The sequence below is a fragment of the Pseudomonas fluorescens Q2-87 genome (genome assembly GCF_000281895.1).
Taxonomy (GTDB): domain Bacteria; phylum Pseudomonadota; class Gammaproteobacteria; order Pseudomonadales; family Pseudomonadaceae; genus Aquipseudomonas; species Aquipseudomonas fluorescens_S.
The window spans coordinates 1,835,194-1,857,121 of sequence record NZ_CM001558.1 but is presented as its reverse complement, the minus strand read 5'-3'; the positions used below and the strand labels follow the sequence as shown (position 1 = coordinate 1,857,121).

The 21,928-nt window shown below is 62.2% G+C and carries 16 protein-coding genes; 8 read left to right on the top strand and 8 right to left on the bottom strand.

The window, feature by feature from the left end; all coding sequences use genetic code 11:
• Window positions 1–103: 103 nt before the first annotated feature.
• From PFLQ2_RS19300 to PFLQ2_RS19320, 5 genes are all read right to left on the bottom strand, one after another.
• Window positions 104–718 (bottom strand): response regulator transcription factor, encoded by a 615-nt coding sequence (locus tag PFLQ2_RS19300; RefSeq protein WP_003179675.1) that lies wholly within the window; start codon window positions 716–718, stop codon window positions 104–106.
• Window positions 719–832: 114 nt separating this feature from the next.
• On the bottom strand, window positions 833–1,267 hold the full coding sequence (locus PFLQ2_RS19305; RefSeq protein ID WP_003179673.1) for a response regulator: 435 nt from the start codon (window positions 1,265–1,267) through the stop codon (window positions 833–835).
• A gap of 122 nt (window positions 1,268–1,389) precedes the next feature.
• A complete protein-coding gene (locus PFLQ2_RS19310; protein WP_003179671.1) occupies window positions 1,390–4,629 on the bottom strand; it encodes a transporter substrate-binding domain-containing protein in 3,240 nt (1,079 codons plus the stop codon).
• A gap of 294 nt (window positions 4,630–4,923) precedes the next feature.
• Window positions 4,924–6,258, bottom strand: coding sequence for a lysine N(6)-hydroxylase/L-ornithine N(5)-oxygenase family protein (locus PFLQ2_RS19315; RefSeq protein ID WP_003179670.1), 1,335 nt, complete (start codon window positions 6,256–6,258; stop codon window positions 4,924–4,926).
• 135 nt (window positions 6,259–6,393) lie between these two features.
• Complete coding sequence (locus PFLQ2_RS19320; RefSeq protein WP_003179668.1) at window positions 6,394–6,876, bottom strand: sigma-70 family RNA polymerase sigma factor; 483 nt, start codon at window positions 6,874–6,876, stop codon at window positions 6,394–6,396.
• A 461-nt stretch (window positions 6,877–7,337) separates the two neighbouring features.
• Between PFLQ2_RS19320 and PFLQ2_RS19325 the strand changes: the two genes are divergently transcribed.
• From PFLQ2_RS19325 to PFLQ2_RS19335, 3 genes are read left to right on the top strand one after another with little or no spacing between them, the layout of a single operon-like run.
• Window positions 7,338–8,489, top strand: a complete 1,152-nt coding sequence (locus tag PFLQ2_RS19325) for an efflux RND transporter periplasmic adaptor subunit (protein WP_003179666.1) — start codon at window positions 7,338–7,340, stop codon at window positions 8,487–8,489.
• The gene (locus PFLQ2_RS19330) at window positions 8,490–10,451 is read left to right on the top strand and encodes a MacB family efflux pump subunit (protein WP_003179664.1); all 1,962 of its coding nucleotides are present in this window, start codon (window positions 8,490–8,492) and stop codon (window positions 10,449–10,451) included.
• A gap of 10 nt (window positions 10,452–10,461) precedes the next feature.
• Complete coding sequence (locus PFLQ2_RS19335; protein ID WP_003179661.1) at window positions 10,462–11,856, top strand: efflux transporter outer membrane subunit; 1,395 nt, start codon at window positions 10,462–10,464, stop codon at window positions 11,854–11,856.
• Between the two features lie 55 nt (window positions 11,857–11,911).
• On the opposite strand, the gene PFLQ2_RS19340 is transcribed toward PFLQ2_RS19335, so the two are convergent.
• Complete coding sequence (locus tag PFLQ2_RS19340; RefSeq protein ID WP_003179659.1) at window positions 11,912–12,874, bottom strand: nucleotidyl transferase AbiEii/AbiGii toxin family protein; 963 nt, start codon at window positions 12,872–12,874, stop codon at window positions 11,912–11,914.
• Window positions 12,855–13,262 (bottom strand): DUF6088 family protein, encoded by a 408-nt coding sequence (locus PFLQ2_RS28670; RefSeq protein WP_083455116.1) that lies wholly within the window; start codon window positions 13,260–13,262, stop codon window positions 12,855–12,857. Before PFLQ2_RS28670 ends, PFLQ2_RS19340 begins: the two co-directional genes overlap by 20 nt.
• A 665-nt stretch (window positions 13,263–13,927) precedes the next feature.
• Here PFLQ2_RS28670 and PFLQ2_RS27645 point away from each other — a divergent pair.
• Window positions 13,928–14,254: a DUF6124 family protein gene (locus PFLQ2_RS27645; RefSeq protein ID WP_033045953.1), complete on the top strand. Its 327-nt coding sequence runs from the start codon at window positions 13,928–13,930 to the stop codon at window positions 14,252–14,254.
• Window positions 14,255–14,447: 193 nt separating this feature from the next.
• Here PFLQ2_RS27645 and PFLQ2_RS19345 read toward each other — a convergent pair whose 3' ends face one another.
• Window positions 14,448–16,070, bottom strand: coding sequence for a hypothetical protein (locus tag PFLQ2_RS19345; RefSeq protein ID WP_003179657.1), 1,623 nt, complete (start codon window positions 16,068–16,070; stop codon window positions 14,448–14,450).
• Window positions 16,071–16,449: 379 nt separating this feature from the next.
• Here PFLQ2_RS19345 and pvdM point away from each other — a divergent pair, with 379 nt between their 5' ends.
• The 4 genes from pvdM (at window position 16,450) to PFLQ2_RS19365 (ending at window position 21,924) form a co-directional block, all read left to right on the top strand.
• Entirely contained in the window at window positions 16,450–17,820 is a 1,371-nt protein-coding gene (gene pvdM, locus PFLQ2_RS19350; RefSeq protein WP_003179655.1) for a pyoverdine-tailoring dipeptidase-like protein PvdM, read from the top strand.
• Window positions 17,817–19,097 (top strand): aminotransferase class V-fold PLP-dependent enzyme, encoded by a 1,281-nt coding sequence (locus tag PFLQ2_RS19355; protein WP_003179653.1) that lies wholly within the window; start codon window positions 17,817–17,819, stop codon window positions 19,095–19,097. The genes pvdM and PFLQ2_RS19355 overlap by 4 nt, the downstream gene beginning before the upstream one ends.
• A gap of 19 nt (window positions 19,098–19,116) precedes the next feature.
• Entirely contained in the window at window positions 19,117–19,992 is an 876-nt protein-coding gene (locus PFLQ2_RS19360) for a formylglycine-generating enzyme family protein (RefSeq protein ID WP_003179650.1), read from the top strand.
• Between the two features lie 273 nt (window positions 19,993–20,265).
• Window positions 20,266–21,924, top strand: coding sequence for a cyclic peptide export ABC transporter (locus PFLQ2_RS19365; protein ID WP_003179648.1), 1,659 nt, complete (start codon window positions 20,266–20,268; stop codon window positions 21,922–21,924).
• The last annotated feature ends 4 nt before the right edge of the window (window positions 21,925–21,928 follow it).

The window sequence follows — 21,928 nt, the reverse complement described above, 5'->3', positions numbered from 1 at the left end:
GATTCGATGAGACAGGATAAAACCGTCACCTTTGAAGCACTAGACTGCAAAAATCGGCTTTAGCGTTCTATATGAAGAACAGTGATCAAGCTCGCTCCCACATTTATAGATGATTGCGCTTGGCGAACTCTGACAGGCCCACCAATGACTTCAACCCAAGCTTCTCCAACAGGCGAGTCTTGTAGGTGCTGACGGTTTTCGGGCTCAGGAACAGGCTCTCGGCGATGTCCTTGCCGCGCATGCCCATGGCCAGCATGCGCAGGATGGACAGTTCGCGGGTGGAAAGACTTTCCAGGGCTTGCTGTTCGGTGCGCTGTTGAAAATCCAGCCTGACGGACATTTGTGGGAAATACGCATAGCCGGACTTCAACGCATGAATGGCCTTGGTCAGTTCCTTCAGGTCGCTTTTCTTGGTGACGAACCCCCTGGCCCCGGCCGAGATGCAGCGGTTGCAGAAATGCTGCGCATCCTGGGACGTGAACACCAGCACACCACAGTCGGGAAACTGGCCCGTGATCCACACCAGCAGGTCCAGGCCATCGAAACCGTTCATCACCAGGTCCAGGATCACCAGGTCTGGCACGCCTTCCTTGATGAAGCTCCGGGCATCGGCCGCCCCGCTGGCATCCCGGATCTGAGTGAAGCCTTCATTCTGGCAAATGAGCCGCAATGCTCCCCGTATGACAGGGTGGTCATCCACGATCAATACGTCTTTCAAGGCAGTTCCCCCATTCAAAACAAACGGCACCGATGCCTTGGCTGCACCGGACTCTTGCACACATGCCAGGGCTTGGCACCTGTCAGGTCCGACAGTCCGGACCGGCGGCCCGCGTCAGCCGCCACGGCCCTGGCGCAAGGCTTGATCCCATGATTGCAGGGGCTCGCTGGCCGGGCGGTCGACCCGTTCCATCAGGCGCTGCAGCGACGCGCGGTCAGGCAGTGGGGCATGGCTCAAATGCAGACTGGACCGGCGCGCAACCGGAACCGACGAGCGCCCCACTTGTGGCGCGTTGTAGACCATTGCGTGACGAATCTGCGGGTTGTCGATAATGAACTCGTGCAAATCCAGCACCCCGTTCGCCAGCCCTGCGTTGACGACCACCAGGTCGAACGGGTCGCCGTCGTACCCCACCAGTGTCAACAGCTCTTGCATGTCGCTCACCGGGACGATCCGAAAATAGCCCTGTTGATTGAAGAGGCGTTCCAGCACGATTCGATGAGTGTGTTGCTTGTCGGCAATCAGAATACGTAGTGCTTTGTTCGGCATGGCAGGCATTCCAGTAGCAACGCGCCAGGTATGAACCGGCTTCATGGAGATAAGGGGCGTCAGGCTAGAGGAAGCTTTTGAAGGCCGCTGTAGGACTAATCCGAAAATCGAAGAGAAAATGGTCATGCCGACCGGTCGCCGGACGTAGGACCTGGAACGGGCTCGGTCACCAGGTGGGTGTTCAGTCGTTCAGCCAGTTGATCCATGGCTTGGCGCAGATCCTCTACAGCCCGGACGAGCAATGCTCCGTCGCCCCCTCGGCAAACGCTTTCCAGCGCCTCGCATGCGGCAATCAAGGCGTGGGCATTGATCAGGCGCGCCCCGCCCTTGATCCGATGCGCCAGGTCGGACAGGCCCAGCAGGTCTCGCTGGCCGGACAAACGCAGCAGCCGGGCCGCATCGTCGGCATTGCTGTTGATCAGCGCCTGCAACAGTTGGTTGACAGAGGCCGTGTCGCCGCCGGTCAGTTGTTCAAGGCTGGTCAAATCAATGTCGTCGATAAACGCAGGCTTTATCGAAGCCAGGCGTTCATTGAGTTCCTTCAGGCCGATGGGCTTGAACAGGCAATCGTCCATGCCGGCTTCGGCGCAACGGTCTTTTTCCTCGGGCTGGGCATTGGCCGTGAACCCCAGGATCACCACCGGCGGCAAGCTGCTGGCGCTCTCTTCCTCGCGAATGGCGCGGGCCAACTCATAGCCGCTCATCAAGGGCATGTTGCAGTCGGTGATGACCACATCGAAAGGTTCGCTGCGCCAGGCGTGCAAGCCCTGCACACCATTTTCCGCCTCCCGGACGCGGTGGCCCAGGTAACTCAGTTGCTGGGACAACAACAAACGGTTGGCCGGGTAATCGTCGACCACCAGTATGCTCAGGGCCCGCCCTGGCAGCAGCGCCTCGATTTGCGCGGGAGGCGCGGGCGCCCGTGCATCCAGCAGCGGCAGGTTGAGGCGGATTTCGACCTGCGTGCCCTGCCCCGGCACACTGTTCAAGACCAGGGTGCCCCCCATCATTTCGCACAAGGTGCGGCTGATGACCAACCCCAACCCTGAACCGCTGCGGGCCGACTGGGGGTTAGGGCCGACTTGGGCAAAGGGGCTGAACAAGCGCCGCTGGTCCTCCGGTGAAATACCGCAGCCGGTGTCCTCGACCCGCACATCAATGCCCAGGTGCCCACCGTCAAGGCTCGGTTCGCCGCGCACGCTCAGGCGCACTGCGCCCTGGTCGGTGAACTTGATGGCGTTGCTCAGCAGGTTCGACACGATTTGCTTGAAGCGCAACGGATCGATCAACACCTCACAGTTGATCGCAGGATCCAGGTCCCGTTGCAGGCGCAGGTGTTTTTGTCGGGCCAGGCCCTCGAAGATTCGCGCCACCGACTCGATCAGCTCGTACAGATTGGCCCGCTGCGGCGCCAGCGACAGCTTGCCTGACTCGATGCGGGCGATGTCCAGGATGTCGCCGATCAGGTCCAGCATGCCCCGGGCGGCACCCGAGGCGACTTCGATGGCAAAGCGGTCCACCACGCCCTGGTCGGCCTTCTTCATGGCCAGTTCCAGCATGCCGATTACCGCGTTCATAGGCGTGCGGATTTCATGGCTCATGGTTGCCACGAAAGTGGTCTTGGCCCGATTGGCGTCGTCGGCGCTCTCCTTGGCCAGGCGTAATTGCTCCAGCAGGCGGCGCAGGTAAAAGACCCATCCCAACGTCACCAGCAACAACAGCGCGGCAATGGAGAAACCTTGGACAATGGTCGTGCGGTTGCGCAGCCAGTAGCTGTCATCGACGACCACTTCACTGCGCCAGCGGTTGGTCAGTTCGTCCATTTCCTCGGGAGATATGCTCAGCAATGCCTTGTCCAGGATCGAATGCAGTTCCAACGCATCCGGATTGGTCGCCAGGGCAATGCGCGCAGGCAACGTACCGACGGTGCTGGTGATCTGCAGCTTGTCGCGGTATTGGCGGGAGATCATGTAGCGGGCGCTGATCAATGAATTGATCGCGCCGTCCACCGTGCCCGCGGCGAGCATAGCCATGGCGTCCGGCACGTTTTCGGCGGGGACGAGGTTCACCCGGGGAAACGCTTCCAGCAGGTATTCATGCAAGACATTGCCCCGCACCAGTGCCAGCCGCTTGCCGTCCATCTGGTCCAATGTCAGGGCCTTGGCCTTGAGCGATGTCACCAGCACGTAGGGGTTGGTCAGGTACGGCCGGGTGAAGCGCAACGCCTGGTCATCCCCAAGCTCGGTACTGGTAGTGATGGCCGCGAGCACGTCGGCCTTGCCGCTCTTGATCTGCGCGATGAGGTCGGGGACCGAGTTACTGCGCTGGATATCGAATTTCAATCCGGTGCGCAAACTGATCCTCGCCAGCACATCGGCGCTGATACCGCGTAAATGGCCTTGTTCGTCGATGAATGTCAGCGGCAGGAAACTTTCGTGGATGGCCACCTTGATTCGCGGATGGGCATCCAGCCAGCGTTGCTCGTTGACACTGAAATGCAACGCTTGCTGGCCCGGCATGCTCGCGCCGCCGGCGCTCCAACGGCGCAGGATGCTCATGCGCTCACTGGCGGGAATGGCTTGCAGCGCCGCGTTGACGATGCGCAACAAGCGCGCATTGTCGCGAGCGAGTGCAAAGGCAAACGGCTGCACTTCCATGCGCGAGAAGTCCGCCAGCTGGACATTGTTCAGGTAATTCTTGCTGATCAGGTAGTTGGCGCTGATCGAATCCCCCAGATAGACGTCGGCCTGACCGAACGCCACGGCGCCGATGGCGCTCAAGGTCGAGGGGTACAGCCGCAAAGACGCCTGTGGGTAGAAAGCCTCGACCGTGTCCGGCGGCAAGTAGTGATACAGCATCGCCACACGCTTGCCCGCGAGGTCCGGGGGTAGATCCTGGCTGTCGTCGATGCGCGCCACCAGGGTCGGCAGGTCATCCGCGTAAGCTTGGGACATCGCCAGGTCCGGATCGCTGGCTTCAAAGCCGTTGGCGGTGCCAAGCAGGTCGATTTCGCCGCTGCGCAGGGCCTGGAGCGATTCGGCACGGGATGGATAGCGCTGGACCTGCACCGTAATCTGAAGGAGCTGCCCCAGCAGTTGCGCGTAGTCGGCGGTCAGGCCTTCATAATCGCGGCCATTGCCGGTGATGCTGAAGGGCACGTAGTCCGGCGCCGAGGCGCCCAGCAACAACCGGCCTTTTTGTTTGAGCCAGATCCTGTCGGCTTCGCCCAGGGACACCGAATAGTCGCTCACATCGGATCGCCCGAGCACCTGCAGCGACTCGGGTGCCGCGCCAACCCCCGGCGCCACACTCAATGTGCCCAGCAACAGCGCCGCCAGGCCTGCGCGTAGAAGCAGCATCATTTGTATCAGGTTGCATCGTTTGGCGTAGTCGGCCCGGAACGCCCTCGACTTCATATTCAGTCAGGGTGACCGGCTGAGGGGTTCAGACTGCCAATACGAGGGAACAGCGAACCGTCGATGCGCCTGTCGAATAGACGCATGACATGAGTGTAGGAAGTTTCTGAAGAATTGCCTGCGGGTGACCCAAGGCCGGCCTATGACCTGTGGGAGCGAGCCTGCTCGCGAAAGCAGTGTGACCGTCGGTATCAATGTGACTGGCCCACCGCATTCGCGAGCAGGCTCGCTCCACAGGGCCTACACGGCAGCGAGTAACAGATCGCGTACCGGACGCGCCTGACCGCGATTTTTCCCGTGCTCATAGAGCGAACCGGCAATTTCATCGGCACGCACCGGCAGGATCGACAGCAAGGTGTCACTCAAGCCATGGCTCGCCTGGCAGAAGCCCTGCATGTAGATCGCCGCCTTGCAGCGCTCGTCAGTGATCAGCTTGTAGTTGCGGTCCACCTCGAAGTCCCCGAGGTATTGCGCCAGCGGCTCCAACAACGTGCGGTGCATTTGACGCTCATAACCGGTGGCCAGCACCACGGCATCGTAGCAACGCACGGTCAGCTCGCCGGTGGCGTTGTTGCGCACCGTCAGCTCAATGCCGGTATCGGTGGCCGTGGCTTGCTCGATCGTGGTCAGGGTAAGAAACGCATGACGGGCCACGCCCGAGACTTTCTGGCGATAGAAAATCCCGTAGATGCGTTCGATCAGGTCGATGTCCACCACCGAATAATTGGTGTTGTGGTACTCGTTGACCAGCCGCTCGCGCTCGCTGTGGGGTTGCTGGAACACCAGGTCGGTGAATTCCGGGGAGAACACTTCATTGACGAACGGGCTGTCGTCCGCCGGCTTGAGGGCCGAGCCGCGCAGGATCATGTCGACCTGCACCGAAGGGAAGCTGTCGTTGAGATCGATGAAGGCTTCCGCCGCGCTCTGTCCGCCACCGACGATCGCGATCTTCATCGGCTGGCCGCTCACGCACGGCTGGGTCGCCATGCGCTCCAGGTACTGGGAATGGTGGAACACCCGGCCATCCTGCTTGAAGGCCTTGAACGCCTCGGGAATGCGCGGCGTACCGCCAGCACTGACCACCACCGAACGGGCGGTACGCACGAACTCTTCGCCTTGCTGGTTGCGGGAAATCACCCGCAAGGCTTCCACCTGCTGGTTGTGCAGCAGCGGTTCGATGCGCAGCACGTCTTCACCGTAGCGGCTCTGTTCGGCGAACTGCGCGGCGACCCAGCGCAGGTAATCGTTGTACTCCATGCGGCACGGGTAGAAGGTGCCGAGGTTGATGAAGTCCACCAGCCGGCCATGGTGCTTGAGGTAATTGACGAACGAATACGGGCTGGTGGGGTTGCGCAGGGTCACCAGGTCCTTGAGGAAGGAAATCTGCAACTCGCTTTGGGTCACCAGGGTGTTGCCGTGCCAGCGGTAGTCGGCCTGCTTGTCGAGGAACAGCACATCCAGTTCGCCCTGGACCGGGGCCCGTTCCTGCAGCGCAATGGCCAGCGCCAGGTTCGAGGGGCCGAAGCCGATGCCGATCAAGTCGTGAACGATGGGCGATGCAATTGCCTGTGTCATGTCCAGTGTCCTCTGGAGAAGCCCTCAACAGGGCGCGAAAAGCCTGGTGTGACTGGACCGGTTCTTGGCGAGCCGACAAGTCGTCTGTTGAGTAGGAACGAGGACGATGAAAAAAAATTTAGCGCACGGGATGGGTCAGCAACCGTCCCACTGGCGCATCCGGGTGCGGCAGTGCTTCATGGCGTTGACGATGTGTTTTTCCACCAGTGCCCGGGAAAGGCCCAGGCGTGCGGCGATTTGTGGGTGGGACAAGCCTTCGAGCTTGCGCAACAGGAAGCTCTCGCGGCACAGCGGCGGCAGCTCGGCCAGGGCGCGCTGCAGCATGTCCAGGCGCTGGCGATGATCGAAGCTGGCATGGGGCGACGGCGTGAAGAAACGTTCTTCGCTGTCCAGCACATCCAACGACTCGGCCTGGCGCAGGGTATTGCGCCGATGGCCGTCGATCACCAGATTCAATGCCGTGCGGTACAGAAACGCCCGGGGTTGTTCGATGGGCGTATCGCTGGCGCGCTCCAGCACCCGCACATAGGCGTCATGCACCACATCCTCGGCCGCCTGGCGGTTGCCTAGCCTGGCGTTCAGGAAACACACCAGCTCGCGATAGTAGTTTTCCAACATGACTCCCGTGCGCAAGGGCTGCGCCAGCTATCCCTGTGCCACCCGGCACGCCTGGAACAGGCAGTGGCACGATGGTGGCAGATTCAATGACGTAATTTATAGTAATTCTCATATAGATTTAAAGCTTTGCTTTGTATCGGGGTTGATTGGTTTATCTGATTCGGCGTCAGGCATTGCTTTTGTGGCGAGGGAGCTTGCTCCCGCTGGACTGCGCAGCAGGCCCAAAACAGACGTCCCCCTTGAACCTGGAGGATCCGGGACTCAGGCTTCAGGGCCGCTTCGCGCCCCAGCGGGAGCAAGCTCCCTCGCCACGGGGATCGGGGGTCGCTTCAGTTGATTTGTTAACCTGCTACCCAGTGCTCCAAACCAGTAAATTCCCGCCCCAAGCGCTCGTCTACCAGAACAGCCTCCCGTCCCTGCCCTTCCTGGGACGGGCCCGATACCACCGGCCGGAACCCTGTATGAAACGTCCCCGCCCTACCCGACGCGCCTGGCTTTTAACCTTCGCCCTGCTTCCGGCCGTGGCGTTCGCCGCGTGGCAAGCGGTTGCGCCCAGCCGTGCGCCGCTTGCCATCGCGCCCGTCAGCCGTGGCGATATCGAAAACAGCGTCACCGCCCTGGGCACCCTGCAGCCGCGGCGCTACGTGGACGTAGGCGCCCAGGCGTCCGGGCAGATCCAGAAGATCCATGTAGAAGCCGGCGACGAAGTGCGCGAAGGCCAGTTGCTGGTCGAAATCGACCCCTCCACGCAAAAAGCCCGGCTCGACGCCGGACGTTTCTCGATTGAAAACCTCAAGGCTCAACTCCAGGAACAACGAGCCCAGCACGACCTGGCGCAGCAGAAATTTCGCCGCCAGCAGCAACTCAAGGCCGGCGGCGCCACTCGCGAGGAAGACGTGCAGACCGCCCAGGCCGAGGTGCGGGCGACCCAGGCGCGCATCGACATGTTCCAGGCCCAGATCCGTCAGGCCCAGGCCAGTTTGCGCAGTGACGAGGCCGAGTTGGGCTACACGCGAATCTACGCGCCCATGAGCGGCACCGTGGTCGCTGTCGGCGCGCGGGAAGGCCAGACCCTCAACGCCCAGCAACAAACCCCGTTGATCCTGCGCATCGCCCGCCTGACGCCGATGACGGTATGGGCCGAAGTCTCGGAAGCGGACATCGGTCACGTCAAACCCGGCATGACCGCTTATTTCACCACGTTGTCAGGCGGCACCCGGCGCTGGAGCAGCACTGTGCGCCAGATCCTGCCGGTGCCGCCGCGCCCGCTGGAGGCCAGCCAGGGCGGCAGCCCCACCGGTGGCCGCAGCGGCAGCGAACGGGTGGTGCTCTATACCGTGCTGCTCGATGTCGACAATGCCGACCGCACGCTGATGACCGACATGACCGCCCAAGTCTTCTTCGTCGCCGCCGAGGCGCGAGGCGTGCTGACCGTGCCGACCGCCGCGTTGCAGGACAACGCTGGCCAGGTGCAAGTGCTGGCCGACAATGGCGATGTCCAGGCGCGTGCCGTGCGCACCGGCGTCAGTGATCGCTTGCGCACCCAAGTGCTCGACGGGCTGCGCGAGGGCGAGCAGGTGCTGATCGGCCCAGCCACCGGCAGCGGGGGCTGAATGAACACACCCCTGATCGAATTGCGGGACATTCGCAAGGCCTACGGTGGCGGCGACAGCCCTCGGGTGGAGGTGCTGCGGGGCATCGACCTGTCCATTCACGCCGGGGAGTTCCTGGCGATTGTCGGGGCGTCCGGCTCCGGTAAATCCACCCTGATGAACATCCTCGGCTGCCTCGACCGCCCCACAACCGGCGAGTACCGTTTTGCCGGTGAAGACGTCGCCCACCTGAATAGCGATGAATTGGCCTGGCTGCGGCGCGAAGCGTTCGGGTTCGTGTTCCAGGGCTATCACCTGATCCCCTCCGGCACCGCCCAGGAAAACGTCGAGATGCCGGCCATCTATGCCGGCACCTCCGCCGTGGAGCGTCACGCCCGCGCCAGCGCCCTACTCGAACGCCTGGGCCTGGCCAGCCGCACCGGCAACCGTCCGCACCAGTTGTCAGGCGGCCAGCAGCAACGGGTATCGATTGCCCGGGCATTGATGAACGGCGGCCATATCATCCTCGCCGACGAACCCACCGGCGCCCTCGACAGCCAGAGCGGCATTGAAGTCATGGCGTTGCTCGATGAACTGGCCAGCCAGGGCCACGTGGTGATCCTGATCACCCACGACCGTGAAGTGGCGGCCCGGGCCAAGCGCATCATCGAGATCCGCGACGGATTGATCATCAGCGACAGCGCCACCGCCGCACCGCAGGCCAACGCCAAGGCATTGCAAGCCGTGGATCTGCGCCAGCGCCTGAGTGCCGGCAGCGAACACAACGGCGCCTGGAAAGGTGAACTGATCGACGCGGTGCAGGCGGCGTGGCGCGTCATGTGGATCAACCGCTTCCGCACCGCCCTGACCTTGCTCGGCATCGTCATCGGCGTGGCCTCGGTGGTGGTCATGCTGGCGGTGGGCGAAGGCAGCAAGCGCCAGGTCATGGCCCAGATGGGCGCCTTCGGCTCGAACATCATCTACCTCAACGGCAGCGCGCCCAATCCGCGCGCCGCCAAGGGCATCATCAGCGAACATGACCTGAGCGCCCTCGCCGCCCTGCCCGAGGTGCAGCGCATCATGCCGGTGAACGGTGCCAACGCCAATGTGAGGTTCGGCAACCTCGACCACACCAGCTACGTGGGCGGCAACGACACGAATTTCCCGATCATCTTCAATTGGCCGGTGGCCCAGGGCAGCTATTTTACCGACGCCGATGAACGCAGCGCCGCAGCGATTGCGGTGATCGGCCACAAGGTCCGGCAAAAGCTGCTCAAGGACGTCGCCGACCCCATCGGCCGCTACATCCTGATCGAAAACGTGCCGTTCCAGGTCGTCGGGGTACTGGCCGAAAAAGGCGCCAGCTCCGGAGATTCCGACGCCGACAACCGCATCGCCGTGCCCTACTCCGCCGCCAGTGTGCGGCTGTTCGGCACGCGTCACCCCGAGTATGTGGTGATCGCCGCCAGGGACGCGGGCAAGGTCAAGGAGGCCGAGCAAGCCGTCTCTCGCACGCTGTTGAGCCTGCATGACGGCCAGCAGGATTTCGAATTGACCAACAACGCCGCGATGATCCAGGCCGAGGCCCGCACCCAGGGCACGCTGTCACTGATGCTAGGAGCCATCGCGGCGATTTCGCTGCTGGTGGGTGGCATCGGCGTGATGAACATCATGCTCATGACCGTGCGCGAACGGACCCGGGAGATCGGCATTCGCATGGCCACTGGCGCTCGCCAGCGCGACATCCTGCGCCAGTTTCTCACCGAAGCGGTGATGCTCTCGGTGGTCGGCGGGCTGGCGGGCATCGGCCTGGCCCTGCTGGTGGGCGGCGCGTTGGTGCTGGGCAAGATCGCCGTGGCGTTCGAATGGCTGGCGGTGTTCGGCGCCTTCGGCTGTGCCCTGGTCACCGGCGTCGTCTTCGGCTTCATGCCGGCCCGCAAGGCCGCCCGCCTCGACCCGGTCGCGGCCCTCACCAGTGAATGAACCTCATCCTATGAAAACGCACCTGGCCCTCCTGGCCGCCGGCCTGTTACTGGCGGCTTGCGGCACGCCTTCGCAGGCACCGGACAGTGGCATCCAACCGCCATTGGCCTGGCAGAACCTCGACGCGCCCAGCACTCGCGCCGATAACACGCAATGGTGGACACAGTTTGGCAGTCCGCAGCTGAACCGCTTGATCGAACAGGCGCGCCTGGACAGCCATGACCTGGCCGCCGCCATGGCCCGGGTTCGCCAGGCCCAGGCCAGTGCCGTGATCGCCGGCGCGCCGTTGCTACCGGAAGTCCAGGCCAGGCTCAACGGTAATCGCCAGGAACTGCTGCGAGGCAAGGGCTACAGCCAGTTGGACGTGGATCGGGAAAACCGCACCATCGACTACTACGACGCCAACCTCAGTGCCAGCTATGAGCTGGATTTCTGGGGCGGTAAACGGGCGGCCCGCGACAGTGCGTTGAGCAGTTTATCCGCCAGCCAGTTCGACCGGGCGACCGTGGAGTTGACCCTGCTCAGCGGCGTCGCCAACAGCTACACCCAGGCGTTGTCCCTGCGCGAACAACAGCGCATCGCCGAGCAAAACCTGGGCAACGCCCAGCGTGTGCTCGACCTGGTGCAAACCCGCTACGATGCCGGCAGCGCCACGGCCCTCGAACTGTCCCAGCAAAAAAGCCTGGTGGCGGCGCAGCAACGCCGGTTGCCCCAGGTGCAGCAACAGGCACGGGAGGCCTTGGTTACCCTGGCGACTTTGCTGGGGCAACCGGTGCAGTCGGTCAGGCTCGACGACGAACCTTTTGACCGCCTGCGTTGGCCTTCCATCGACGCCGGAGTACCCAGCGAACTGATGCGCCGACGCCCCGACATCGCCGCCGCCGAAGCACGGCTCAGCGCCGCCCGGGCGGATATCAGCGTAGCTCGCGCTGCCATGCTGCCGTCCGTGACCCTGGGCCTGAGCCTGGCCACCGGCGGCGACATCGCCGACCAGTTGCTGCGCAACAACGTCTACAACCTCAGCGCCGGCCTCGCCACGCCAATCTTCAACAACGGCCGCTTGAGGGCCGAACGGGACAAAGCCACCGCACGCCAGGAAGAACTGCTGGAGCTCTATCGAGCCGCCATCATCAACGGCTTCGCCGACGTCGAAAAAGCCCTCAACAGCATCAACGGCCTCGACCAGCAACGGCAGTGGCAAACCGAAGAACTGCACCAGGCCCAGACCGCCTTCGACATCGCCCAGCGCCGCTACCAGGCCGGCGCCGAGGATTTGCTCACCGTGCTGGAAACCCAACGCACCCTTTACGCAGCCCAGGATATGAACGTGCAACTAAAGCTGGCGCGGGTGCAGGCGGGTGTGGCGTTGTACAAGGCGTTGGGTGGGGGTTGGCGGGGGATGTAAGGCTAAAGCCAAATGACATCAAGCGCAGCGGGGGCCAACTAATCTGACCAATAATTCAAAGAGTCCGAATTAACGCCTCGGCATGCTCACGAAACACAGCAAAAGCCTCATCGAAGCTTGGGCGGACGGATCCAAAAATCAGCGGCATCAGCCTCGCGTCATATTGGCCACGAATCGCCGCGTCCGAGCTTGTTTGATCCAAAGCCCCCTGCATGACCTTTCCTGGATTGGCAGCGAACGGAGGAAACTGTCGACCAAACTCAGCGGCATCGAATTCAACCAGCTTTTTGAAACCGCTGGCGGCTCGTTCGCTGACTGCAGGATCGTCAACACTGATGCAATAAATATCGTAGATATGACGCACCAACGTATCGTCCCACGGCTGAAGCATAGCCCCGGCCTGGTGTTGGGCATAACGCCGAAGAAATGAAATTACTTTTTCCGAAAGCGTTTCTTCAACCGCTACACAAAGAATACTTCCCATGTACCCAGGCTTTGCGGCAAGTCTATCGACCAGGTGTTCCAGCGGTCGCAGGGTCATTTCGAACTCGGGAGTTCGTGCGGTCAGTTCGAGGCTCAGATAAGGACGCAAACTCACGTCGTGCGGGTATTGGGGTGCATATTGCCAACGACTGGAGAAATATCGGTTTTCATTCCGGGCAATACGCGCGTCCACGGTTTCTTCGAAGCCAAGCCTAGCGAGCGCTTGGGACACCTCAGCCTTCAACTGGCTGAGGTGTCGCTTTTGAGCCGAAGCGCTGAACATGCTCGACTCATCCCATACGATCTTCAAGTCAACGTCTTCTGACATACGCTCGATCAATCGATAGGCCTTTGACAAGCTCGTCCCACCGCAAAACACTAATCGAATGCCCGGGAATTGTATTCCCATCAGTTGCTGCAAGGCATCGGTTACATGGATGTCTTTTTCCAGGATGCTAGCGGTCAGAAAACCGACGTCAACTTCAGCCAGTACCGCATCAATTAACTCAACCTGATCAGGCGTGATGGTTTTCATAAACTACGTAGCGCCCACCAAAGCCGAGCTTCCGGTTAATACGGCGTGACCCTGTATCAAAAACAACGCCGGCGGGTAGTTGTAAACTATCGCTGGCATTATATTCACGCAACGCGCGCCCCGCCGTGATCTTCACGCCAAGCTTTTGCAAAGCCAGAGGCGCCAGAACTTCAAGTGGACGTATCGGGATTGGCTTACCGGTGAGCACACTGGTTTTAGCCTTTGCGAAGACGCCAACGCCAAGTCTGACCAATACACCGCTAGCCACCAGATGACGCAATGCTCGGGATACCTGTGCGGGGCTGCCGAATTTGGAAAATTCAGAGCGCAGAAACACGTCGTCCTTTCGCAAGGCGATTGATCTCCTGACACGCTCTTCGATAATCATTTCTCACCTCAGACAGCACCTATGTCCAAACAACACACAACATACTGTTTTATATAGATTTTTAATACAAACCGTGCTCATACCTGCTCAGTATAGATCAGCCGAGGGGATACAGGCCAACTCAGAGAACCGCAGCGACGAAACTCAACCTACCGATGAAGCCCAAGACGCACAAGACGGAGGATTCTGGCGTAGCTGTGGGCAATGGCGCAGGACGCTGCCATCTTGCGTGAACAGGCGCCAGGCACAGCAACCTGTGGAGCGAGCTGGCGCCCTCGCCACGGATAATTCTTCTCCACATAAATGTTGTCCGGCTTTGGTTCTGTTTATCCGGCCATGTAGGACTCCCGAGCCAGGCTACATCACCTTGCGCCGTTACCTACAACTGCGCCAGAATCCGCCGGCTTGTGCGCCTGGCTCGCGGCTTTTATTGTTTCCGGGTCGCTGATGTCAGCGATCGGGTTTGGTAGCCCGCGAGTCAACTAGGCGCAAGCGCCACCTCCTACAGATGCTTTCTCGGTGTCTGTTTCATGGTGGCCGTGCGCAGGGCGTCTTCGGGCGCGCCGGGTTCCTAGTGCTCCGGTCTACCAACCCGCGTACGGCCGCCACCCCATCGTTTGGTAGCGATAGTGTCGGCTCCTGAAACCAATACTAGGAGCTACACCATGTTCAAGATCACGCCCAATCCCCCCGAAGACGATTCGAAAAAACTCAACGAAGCCGCCGACCGCGCCCTCGCCTTTTACCTCGACCCCAAACCTGAAAAACCCAATCCGCCACCGGGCCAGTTGTTCACCGTTGCAGAAGGCGCGGACATGGAATGCCTGCTGGCCAACCTCAGCGAAACCCTCGCCTCGGTCAATGTCATGGCCAGCGAGCTGGCATTCGAACTGGACGGCTCGCGGCGGCATTTTGCCTTGGGGATCCAGCAGATGGTCGAACTGAGTGAACTGTTGGCGAACCGCGCATTGGACATCGCCGCGCCGCGCTAAACGCACTCAAGTCAAGTGACACCCGTGGCGAGGGAGCTTGCTCCCGCTGGGCTGCGCAGCAGCCCCAATGGCCGGCACCTCGGTGGGTCAGATGTTTTTGAGGGGGCTGGTTTGGGGGCCGCTTCGCAGCCCAGCGGGAGCAAGCTCCCTCGCCACAACTGCGTTCGCTTTAGTTTTTGGGTCAGGCGGGGTTTTACACCGGTTTGCTCTTGAGGTTGCGCGCATACCACGGCCGTTGCGGCACGCGACGGAACAGTTTCGAGAGCTTGTCGTCGTCGCTGCCAAAGGTGATGCGCAGCGCCAGTTTCATGGTTTCCGGGTCCATCTCCACCGAGCGTCCGACTTGCAGGCCTGGCGTGGTGCTGCAGCCGTGGGTGTCCGGCCCCAGCCAGGGGTCGCCGATTTCCACCCAGCGGCCCGGGGCGAACCAGGGCACGCCGTTGACTTGCAAGCGGCTCACTTCGCCTGGATGAAAACGTTCATGGGCACGGAACCAGTCTTCCAGGCGGTCGTCGATCCAGCCGTGGAAGGCCCAGAACACTGGGTTGACGTGGGACGAGAAGGGATCGCCCAGGAAGTCGTTTTCCGGCGCGTACCAACGCTGGGCGAAGTCCGCCGGGTCGCGGGCGAACGGCACTGGGTGGCCGTTGGACGGGTCACGCGGCACCGAGGCCCAGCGCATGTGCAACCAATCGTGCAGGCCCAGTTCCACTTCCGAGCCAAACTGGCCCAAGGAGAGTTTCGACAGATAGCGCGGGTCGCGGTAGCGCGATTCCCATACCTGGAAATTGCTGTGATAGGTCTCGGCGGTCTTGATATCACTCACCCATTGCGCGTACTGCTCGTCACCCCTGGCCAGCCAGGTCGGCGGCAGCGCCGTGCCGTCGTGGTTATCGAAATAGCGGGCGAAGCCAAGGCGATCGCGTTCCAGTTCCGGTTGCGGCAACGGGAAACTCGACCATGACGGCAGCGGCTGAAAGGAACGCGCCGTGCCAAGCATGCGCCGGTGCATGAAAAAGAAATCGATGCCCGAGCCATTGCGGTCTTTGCGCGGCCCACGGGCATCGCGCTCTTGATCCCTGGGCCCGGGCTGCCAGCCGATGCCGCGCAAGGCGTTGCGCTTGTCTTCGTCCAGGCTGTGCCACTTGTCCCGCGAAGCATGCCAGAGCTGGTGAAACAACCGATGCTCGGGCGAGACCAGCCAAGCCAGCAATGCTGGGCTCAGCGGCGTACGTTCGCGGGCCTCGGGGAACGGTTGTTTGCGGGCGACGAACTGGTTGTCGAGCTCAGGCAGGGCCAACGGGCGATCCAGCCGCAACACCTTACCGCTGAGGGTCGCGGGGCCGGCATTGCCGAAGCCGGCCCAGACCTCGTCGAGGGTCATGGTGAATTCGTAGTCCGGCGCGCCATCCGAGGCCTCGGTCCGGATCAGTCGCCAACTCAGTTGCTTGGGGTCGGTGCCGGCCAGATCGCCGAGCACCCGATAGCGCGGCTCTTCACCAGCGCGCAGCCGTTCGGCGGTGTCGAGGCATCCCACCAGGCCACGGCCCTTGTGGCCAATGTCGAGAAACACTTGGAGTTCGTCCCGGGGCAAGCCGTCGAGGCCGGCGTCGCGGCCGGTGAAACGGATTGTCCAGATCCCCCGCAGCGTATTGGCCAGGCGCTGGCCCGCGACGTCCGCCACATCGAACGAGGCTTCGCCGGGGGTGATGGTCGGGTCCGGCCGGGTCAGTTCGCGATGCCCGTAATACACCGCAGGCACGGCGGCACCGGTCAGCGCCAGGCCTGCCATGAACCATCGTCGAGAAATCGTCATTGCCTTACCTGTTTCCAGCCCTGGAGCGGGCTTTATCCAAGCTAGGACGATGGCTGAAGCAACAAATTTAAGGGTGTTCGTGACGGCCTCATCGCGAGCAGGCTCGCTCCCACAGGTTTTGTGTTGGGCACCGAATTTATGAACATCACAGAGCGAGTGTGGGAGCGGGCTTGCTCGCGAAGGCGTCGGCACATCCAACATCGATGCAAACTGACCCACCGTTTTCGCGAGCAAGCCCGCTCCCACAGGTGACCGCATTCCCACTGTGTGAGCGAGCCTGCTCGCGAAGCGGCCCTTTAAGCCACCTAAATTTCCCCGCCGATCACTCGTTCTCCCCAGATAGCAAAGGCCCCCGCGGCGAACCTGACTGAGATCGGCAATGACAACACCACGTTCGAAAAAGGCTCTTTTCACTGGCGTGCCCCTGGCCCTGGCGCTGGTGGTGGGTGGCGGCCTGGCAGCTTGGGATCACTGGTGGCGGGATAACCCCGGCTACGCGGTCAAGGTGATGAAGCAAGCCCGGGAGCTGCATGAGCGCCTGCTCTCCTTCGACAGCCACATCACCGTGCCGCTGGATTTCGGCACCGCCGGCAATGAGGCCGACAAGGATGGCAAAGGCCAGTTCGACCTGGTGAAAGCCAATCGCGGTCACCTGTCCGGCGCCGCGCTGACGATCTTCGGCTGGCCCGAGCTGTGGAACGGCCCCAACGCGCCGCACAAGCCCACCGCCGGTTTCGTCGAAGAGGCGCGCAACCAGCAGGAGGTGCGCTACAAGATCATCAGCGGCATGGTCCGCGACTTCCCCAACCAGGTCGCCATCGCCTACACCCCGGATGATTTTCGCCGCCTGCATGGCGAAGGCAAGTTTGCGATTTTCATCAGCATGCTCAACGCCTACCCCCTCGGCCACGACCTGAACCTGCTCGACCTGTGGACGGCGCGGGGCATGCGCATGTTCGGTTTCAGCTACATCGGCAACAACGATTGGGCCGATTCGTCTCGCCCACTGCCGTTTTTCAACGACTCGCCGGACGCCCTCGGCGGCCTGTCGGATATCGGCAAGCAAGCGGTCACACGCCTGAACGACCTCGGCGTGATCATCGACGTGTCGCAAATGTCGACCCTGGCCCTGGAGCAAGTCGCACACCTGAGCCGCACGCCACTGGTGGCCTCGCATTCGGCGCCACGGGCAATGGTGGACATCCCGCGCAACCTCAGCGACAAGGAAATGCAGTTGATCAAGGCCAGTGGCGGCGTGGTGCAGATCGTCGGTTTCTCGCAGTACCTGCGCCCGCTGACGCAAAAAACCCAGGACAAGCTCAACGCCCTGCGCGAACGCTTCGACTTGCCGCCATTGCCCAACCTCGCCATGGCGCTGATGCCCGGCGACCCGATCATTGCCGCGTGGCCTGAGCAGAAATTCGGCGAATACGCTGGCCAGCTCTACGGCATTCTCGAAGAGGAACCCAAGGCCAGCCTCAAGGACTTGGGGGACGCCATCGACTACACGGTGCGCAAGATCGGCATCGACCACGTCGGCATCAGTTCGGACTTCAATGAAGGCGGTGGCGTGAAAGGCTGGGAGAACGTCGGCGACATCCGCAACGTCACCGCCGAACTGCTGACCCGTGGCTACTCGGAAGCCGACATCGCCAAACTGTGGGGCGCCAATTTCCTGCGGGTCTGGGATCGGGTCCAGAAAGCCGCCCGGCCCGCCGTCGCCTCGACCCAGAAGGCCGTCCAGCCATGAATGAACGCCGGACGTTCTTGAAGCAAGCCGGGATCCTCGCCGCCGGTTTGCCGCTGGCCGCCAGCCTGCCAACCACAGCCGTCGCCGATTCGCTGCCGCCATTGCCACGCAACAAATGGGCGCAATTGCGCACGCTGTTCGACCAGGACCCGGACTACCTGCACTTCTCCAACTTCCTGGTCACCACCCACCCGCGCCCGGTACGCGAGGCCATCGAAAAACACCGCGCCGCCCTGGATAAAAACCCCGGGCTGTTGATGGACTGGGACTTGGGCGTCACCGAGGAGCGTGAAGAAAACGTGCGGGCCTGGGCTGGCCGTTACCTGCAAGCGAACCCGAAACAGATCGCCCTCACCGGCAGCACCACCGAGGGCCTGGCCATGATCTACGGCGGGGTCCATGTCGGCGCCGACCAGGAAATCCTCACCACGGCCCACGAACACTACGCCACCCACACCATTCTCAGCCTGCGCACCCAGCGCGACGGCACCCGGGTGCGCAAAATCAAACTGTTCGAGAAGGCCCATGACGCCAGCGAGGAAGAAATCCTCTCGGGCATCGACCGCAATATCCGCCCCGAAACCCGGGTATTGGGCATGACCTGGGTGCATTCGGGCAGCGGCGTGAAGTTGCCCATCGGCAAGATCGGCGCGCTGGTGGACAAGCACAACCAGGGCCGCAGCGACGAGCAGCGCATCATTTACGTGGTCGATGGTGTGCACGGTTTCGGCGTCGAGGACCTCGGTTTCCCCGCCATGAATTGCGATTTCTTCATCGCCGGCACCCACAAATGGATGTTCGGCCCACGGGGCACCGGCCTGGTGTGTAGCCGCAGCGAAGAGGTCAAGTACGTCACGCCGATCATCCCGACCTTTTCCGAAGCCACGGCGTTTTCCACCACCATGACACCGGGCGGCTACCACGCCTTCGAGCATCGCTGGGCCGCGGACGAGGCGTTCAAGCTGCACCTGCAACTGGGCAAGGCCGACGTGCAAGCGCGCATCCATGCCCTCAACACTTACCTGAAAAAACATCTGCTGGCGAAGCCGCCAATCGAGCTGGTCACACCCCTGAGCCCGGAGCTGTCGGCCGGTTTCACCTTCTTCCGGATCAAGGGTCGCGAGAGCGATGAAATCGCCGGCTACCTGATGAAGAACCGAGTGATTGCCGACGCTGTGCACCGCGACGCAGGGCCGGTGATCCGCACCGCACCGGGGTTGCTCAACAACGAAGCCGAGATCGACCGTTTCATGGGCTTGCTAAGCAAAACACTCTGACCTTTATCGAGAGAGACGGATGAACAGTTCTTCGTTGAAGCTATTTCCAGCACTGGTTCTCGCCGCCCTGCTGCCCTCAGGCGCCCAGGCCTCGCAACCGGGCCAGGTGTTCCGCGACTGCAAGGACTGCCCGGAAATGGTCGTGCTGCCCACCGGCACGTTCCAGATGGGCACCCCCGACGATGAGGTCGGCCGCGAGCCGGACGAAGGCCCGATGCACCCGGTGACCTTCGCCAAGCCGCTGGCGATCAGTCGTTTCCAGGTGTTGAAAGGCGAGTGGTTCGCCTATCTGCGCGACAGCGGCTACTCGATGCCCGACGGCGACAAGCGCCCCGGTCGCGCGTGCAAGGCCGGCGTCCCCGACTACCAGGGCAGCGACCCACACAAGCAATACACCGACCGACACCCGGCGGTGTGCATGGATTTCGCCGAGGCCAACGCCTACGTCGCGTGGCTGTCGAAAAAAACCGGCAAACAGTACCGGCTGGTCAGCGAATCCCTGCGCGAATACGCAGCACGTGGCGGCAGCACCGGCCCGTTCCCCTTCCCGTTCGATGAAGGCAAGCCGTACAGCATCGCCCAACACGCCAACACCTACGGCGCGGCCGACGGCTACAACTTCACCGCACCGGCCGGCAGCTTCGCGGCCAATGACTTCGGCGTCTACGACATGCATGGCAACGTCTACGAGTGGACGGCCGATTGCTACAACGAAAACTACGTCGACGCTCCGAGCGACGGCAGCGCCTGGCTCAGCGGCGACTGCAAGGCGCGGCGTATCCGTGGCAACGACTGGGGCGAAGCACCGGTGTTCTCCCGTTCGGGCAACCGCAACGCGGTGTACCCCGATGCCAGGGGCGATTGGCTGGGGTTGCGGGTGGCGCGGGACATGTGACCCCGCTGATGCCGCTGAGACAGGCCTCCGTGGCGAGGGAGCTTGCTCCCGCTCGGTTGCGCAGCGACCGCAAAATCTTGGGGCCGCTGCGCAGCCCAGCGGGAGCAAGCTCCCTCGCCACGACGTGTTTCTCTGGCTATCAATCGTTAAATCGCCTGCGCCGACAATCGTTTTACAAACGGGCACGATCCAACCGGCATGCCCGCGCCTTCCAAGCCTTCAGGTGAACACCCGCCAGGGGCTTCGCCCTTTTCATCAAGCAGGGAAACCTCCATGAGCCAACCAACACGCGGGGCGATGAATGAACTGTTCAGCCTGCTCAAACCCTTCCGGCTGATTGTCCTGGGCTCCATCGTCCTGGGCATGCTGGGCGGCCTGAGCATCACCGCCCTGCTGGCAACCATCAACGACGCCCTGAACGCCGCCACCACGCCCACGCCCCGGATGCTGGCGACGTTCGCCGGGCTCTGTGCGGTGGCGCTGTTGACCTCGATTCTCTCGGACATCGGCACCAACCATGTCGGCCAGAACATCATTGCCGGGTTGCGCAAATCCCTGGGCCAGAAAGTCTTGCTGGCACCCATCGAGCAGATCGAACGCTATCGCAGCCATCGGCTCATCCCGGTGTTGACCCACGACGTCAACACCGTCAGCAACTTTGCGTTTTCTTTCGCACCGCTGGCCATCGCCTTCACCGTGACCCTCGGTTGCCTGGGATACCTGGCCTACCTGTCCCTGCCGATGTTCTTGCTGCTGCTGGTGGCGCTGGTCATCGGCACCGTCGTGCAATACGTCGCACGAGCCCGTGGCATCCGGGGGTTCGAAGCGGCTCGCGAGGCCGAGGACGCGCTGCAAAAGCACTACAGCGCGATTGCCGCCGGCGCCAAGGAGCTGCGCATTCATCGTCCGCGCCGCCAACGCATGTTCAGCCAGCGCATCGAAGCCACCGCCGACCACATCTGCGCCACCAATATCCGCTCGGTCAATACGTTCGTGGTGGCCAAGACCTTCGGTTCGATGCTGTTTTTCGTGGTCATCGGCCTGGTCCTGGCCCTGCAATCGCTGTGGCTGGGCACGGATAAAGCGGTGCTCAGCGGCTTCGTGCTGGTGCTGCTGTACGTGAAGGGCCCGCTGGAATACCTGGTGATGACCCTGCCGGTGATCAGCCGGGCCAACATCGCCTTCAAGCGCATTGCCGAGCTGGCCGAGCAGTTTTCCTCACCGGAGCCGCACCTGCTGCTCAACGACACGCGTGCGGCCAAGCCGACGCTCCAGCAGTTGGAGTTGCGGGACGTGCACTACGCCTTCCCGGCAGTCGATGGCAGCCAACCCTTCGCCCTTGGGCCGGTCAACCTGTCCATCACCCAAGGCGACATCGTCTTCATCGTCGGCGAGAACGGCGGCGGCAAGACCACGTTGATCAAATTGCTGTTGGGTCTCTATGCGCCCCAGGGCGGCGAAATCCTGCTGGATGGCGAGCCGGTATCGGTCGCCCGACGGGACGATTACCGCCAGTTGTTCACCACGATTTTTGCCGACTACTACCTGTTCGATGAGCTGGTCCAGGGCAATCAACAGGTGCCGGCAGATGCCAACCGCTACCTGGAGCGTTTGGAAATCGCCCATAAGGTCAGCGTTCGGGACGGCGCGTTCAGCACCACCGATCTGTCCACCGGCCAACGCAAGCGCCTGGCGCTGCTCAACGCCTGGCTCGAAGAACGCCCGGTGCTGGTCTTCGATGAGTGGGCCGCTGATCAGGATCCGGTGTTTCGCCGCGTTTTCTATACCGAACTGCTGCCGGAACTGAAAGCACTGGGCAAAACCATCATCGTCATTTCCCACGACGACCGTTACTTCGACATCGCCGACCAATTGGTCCGGATGCAGGCAGGTCGGGTCGTCAGTGAAAAGGCCCCGGCAGCCTTTGCCTGAACCT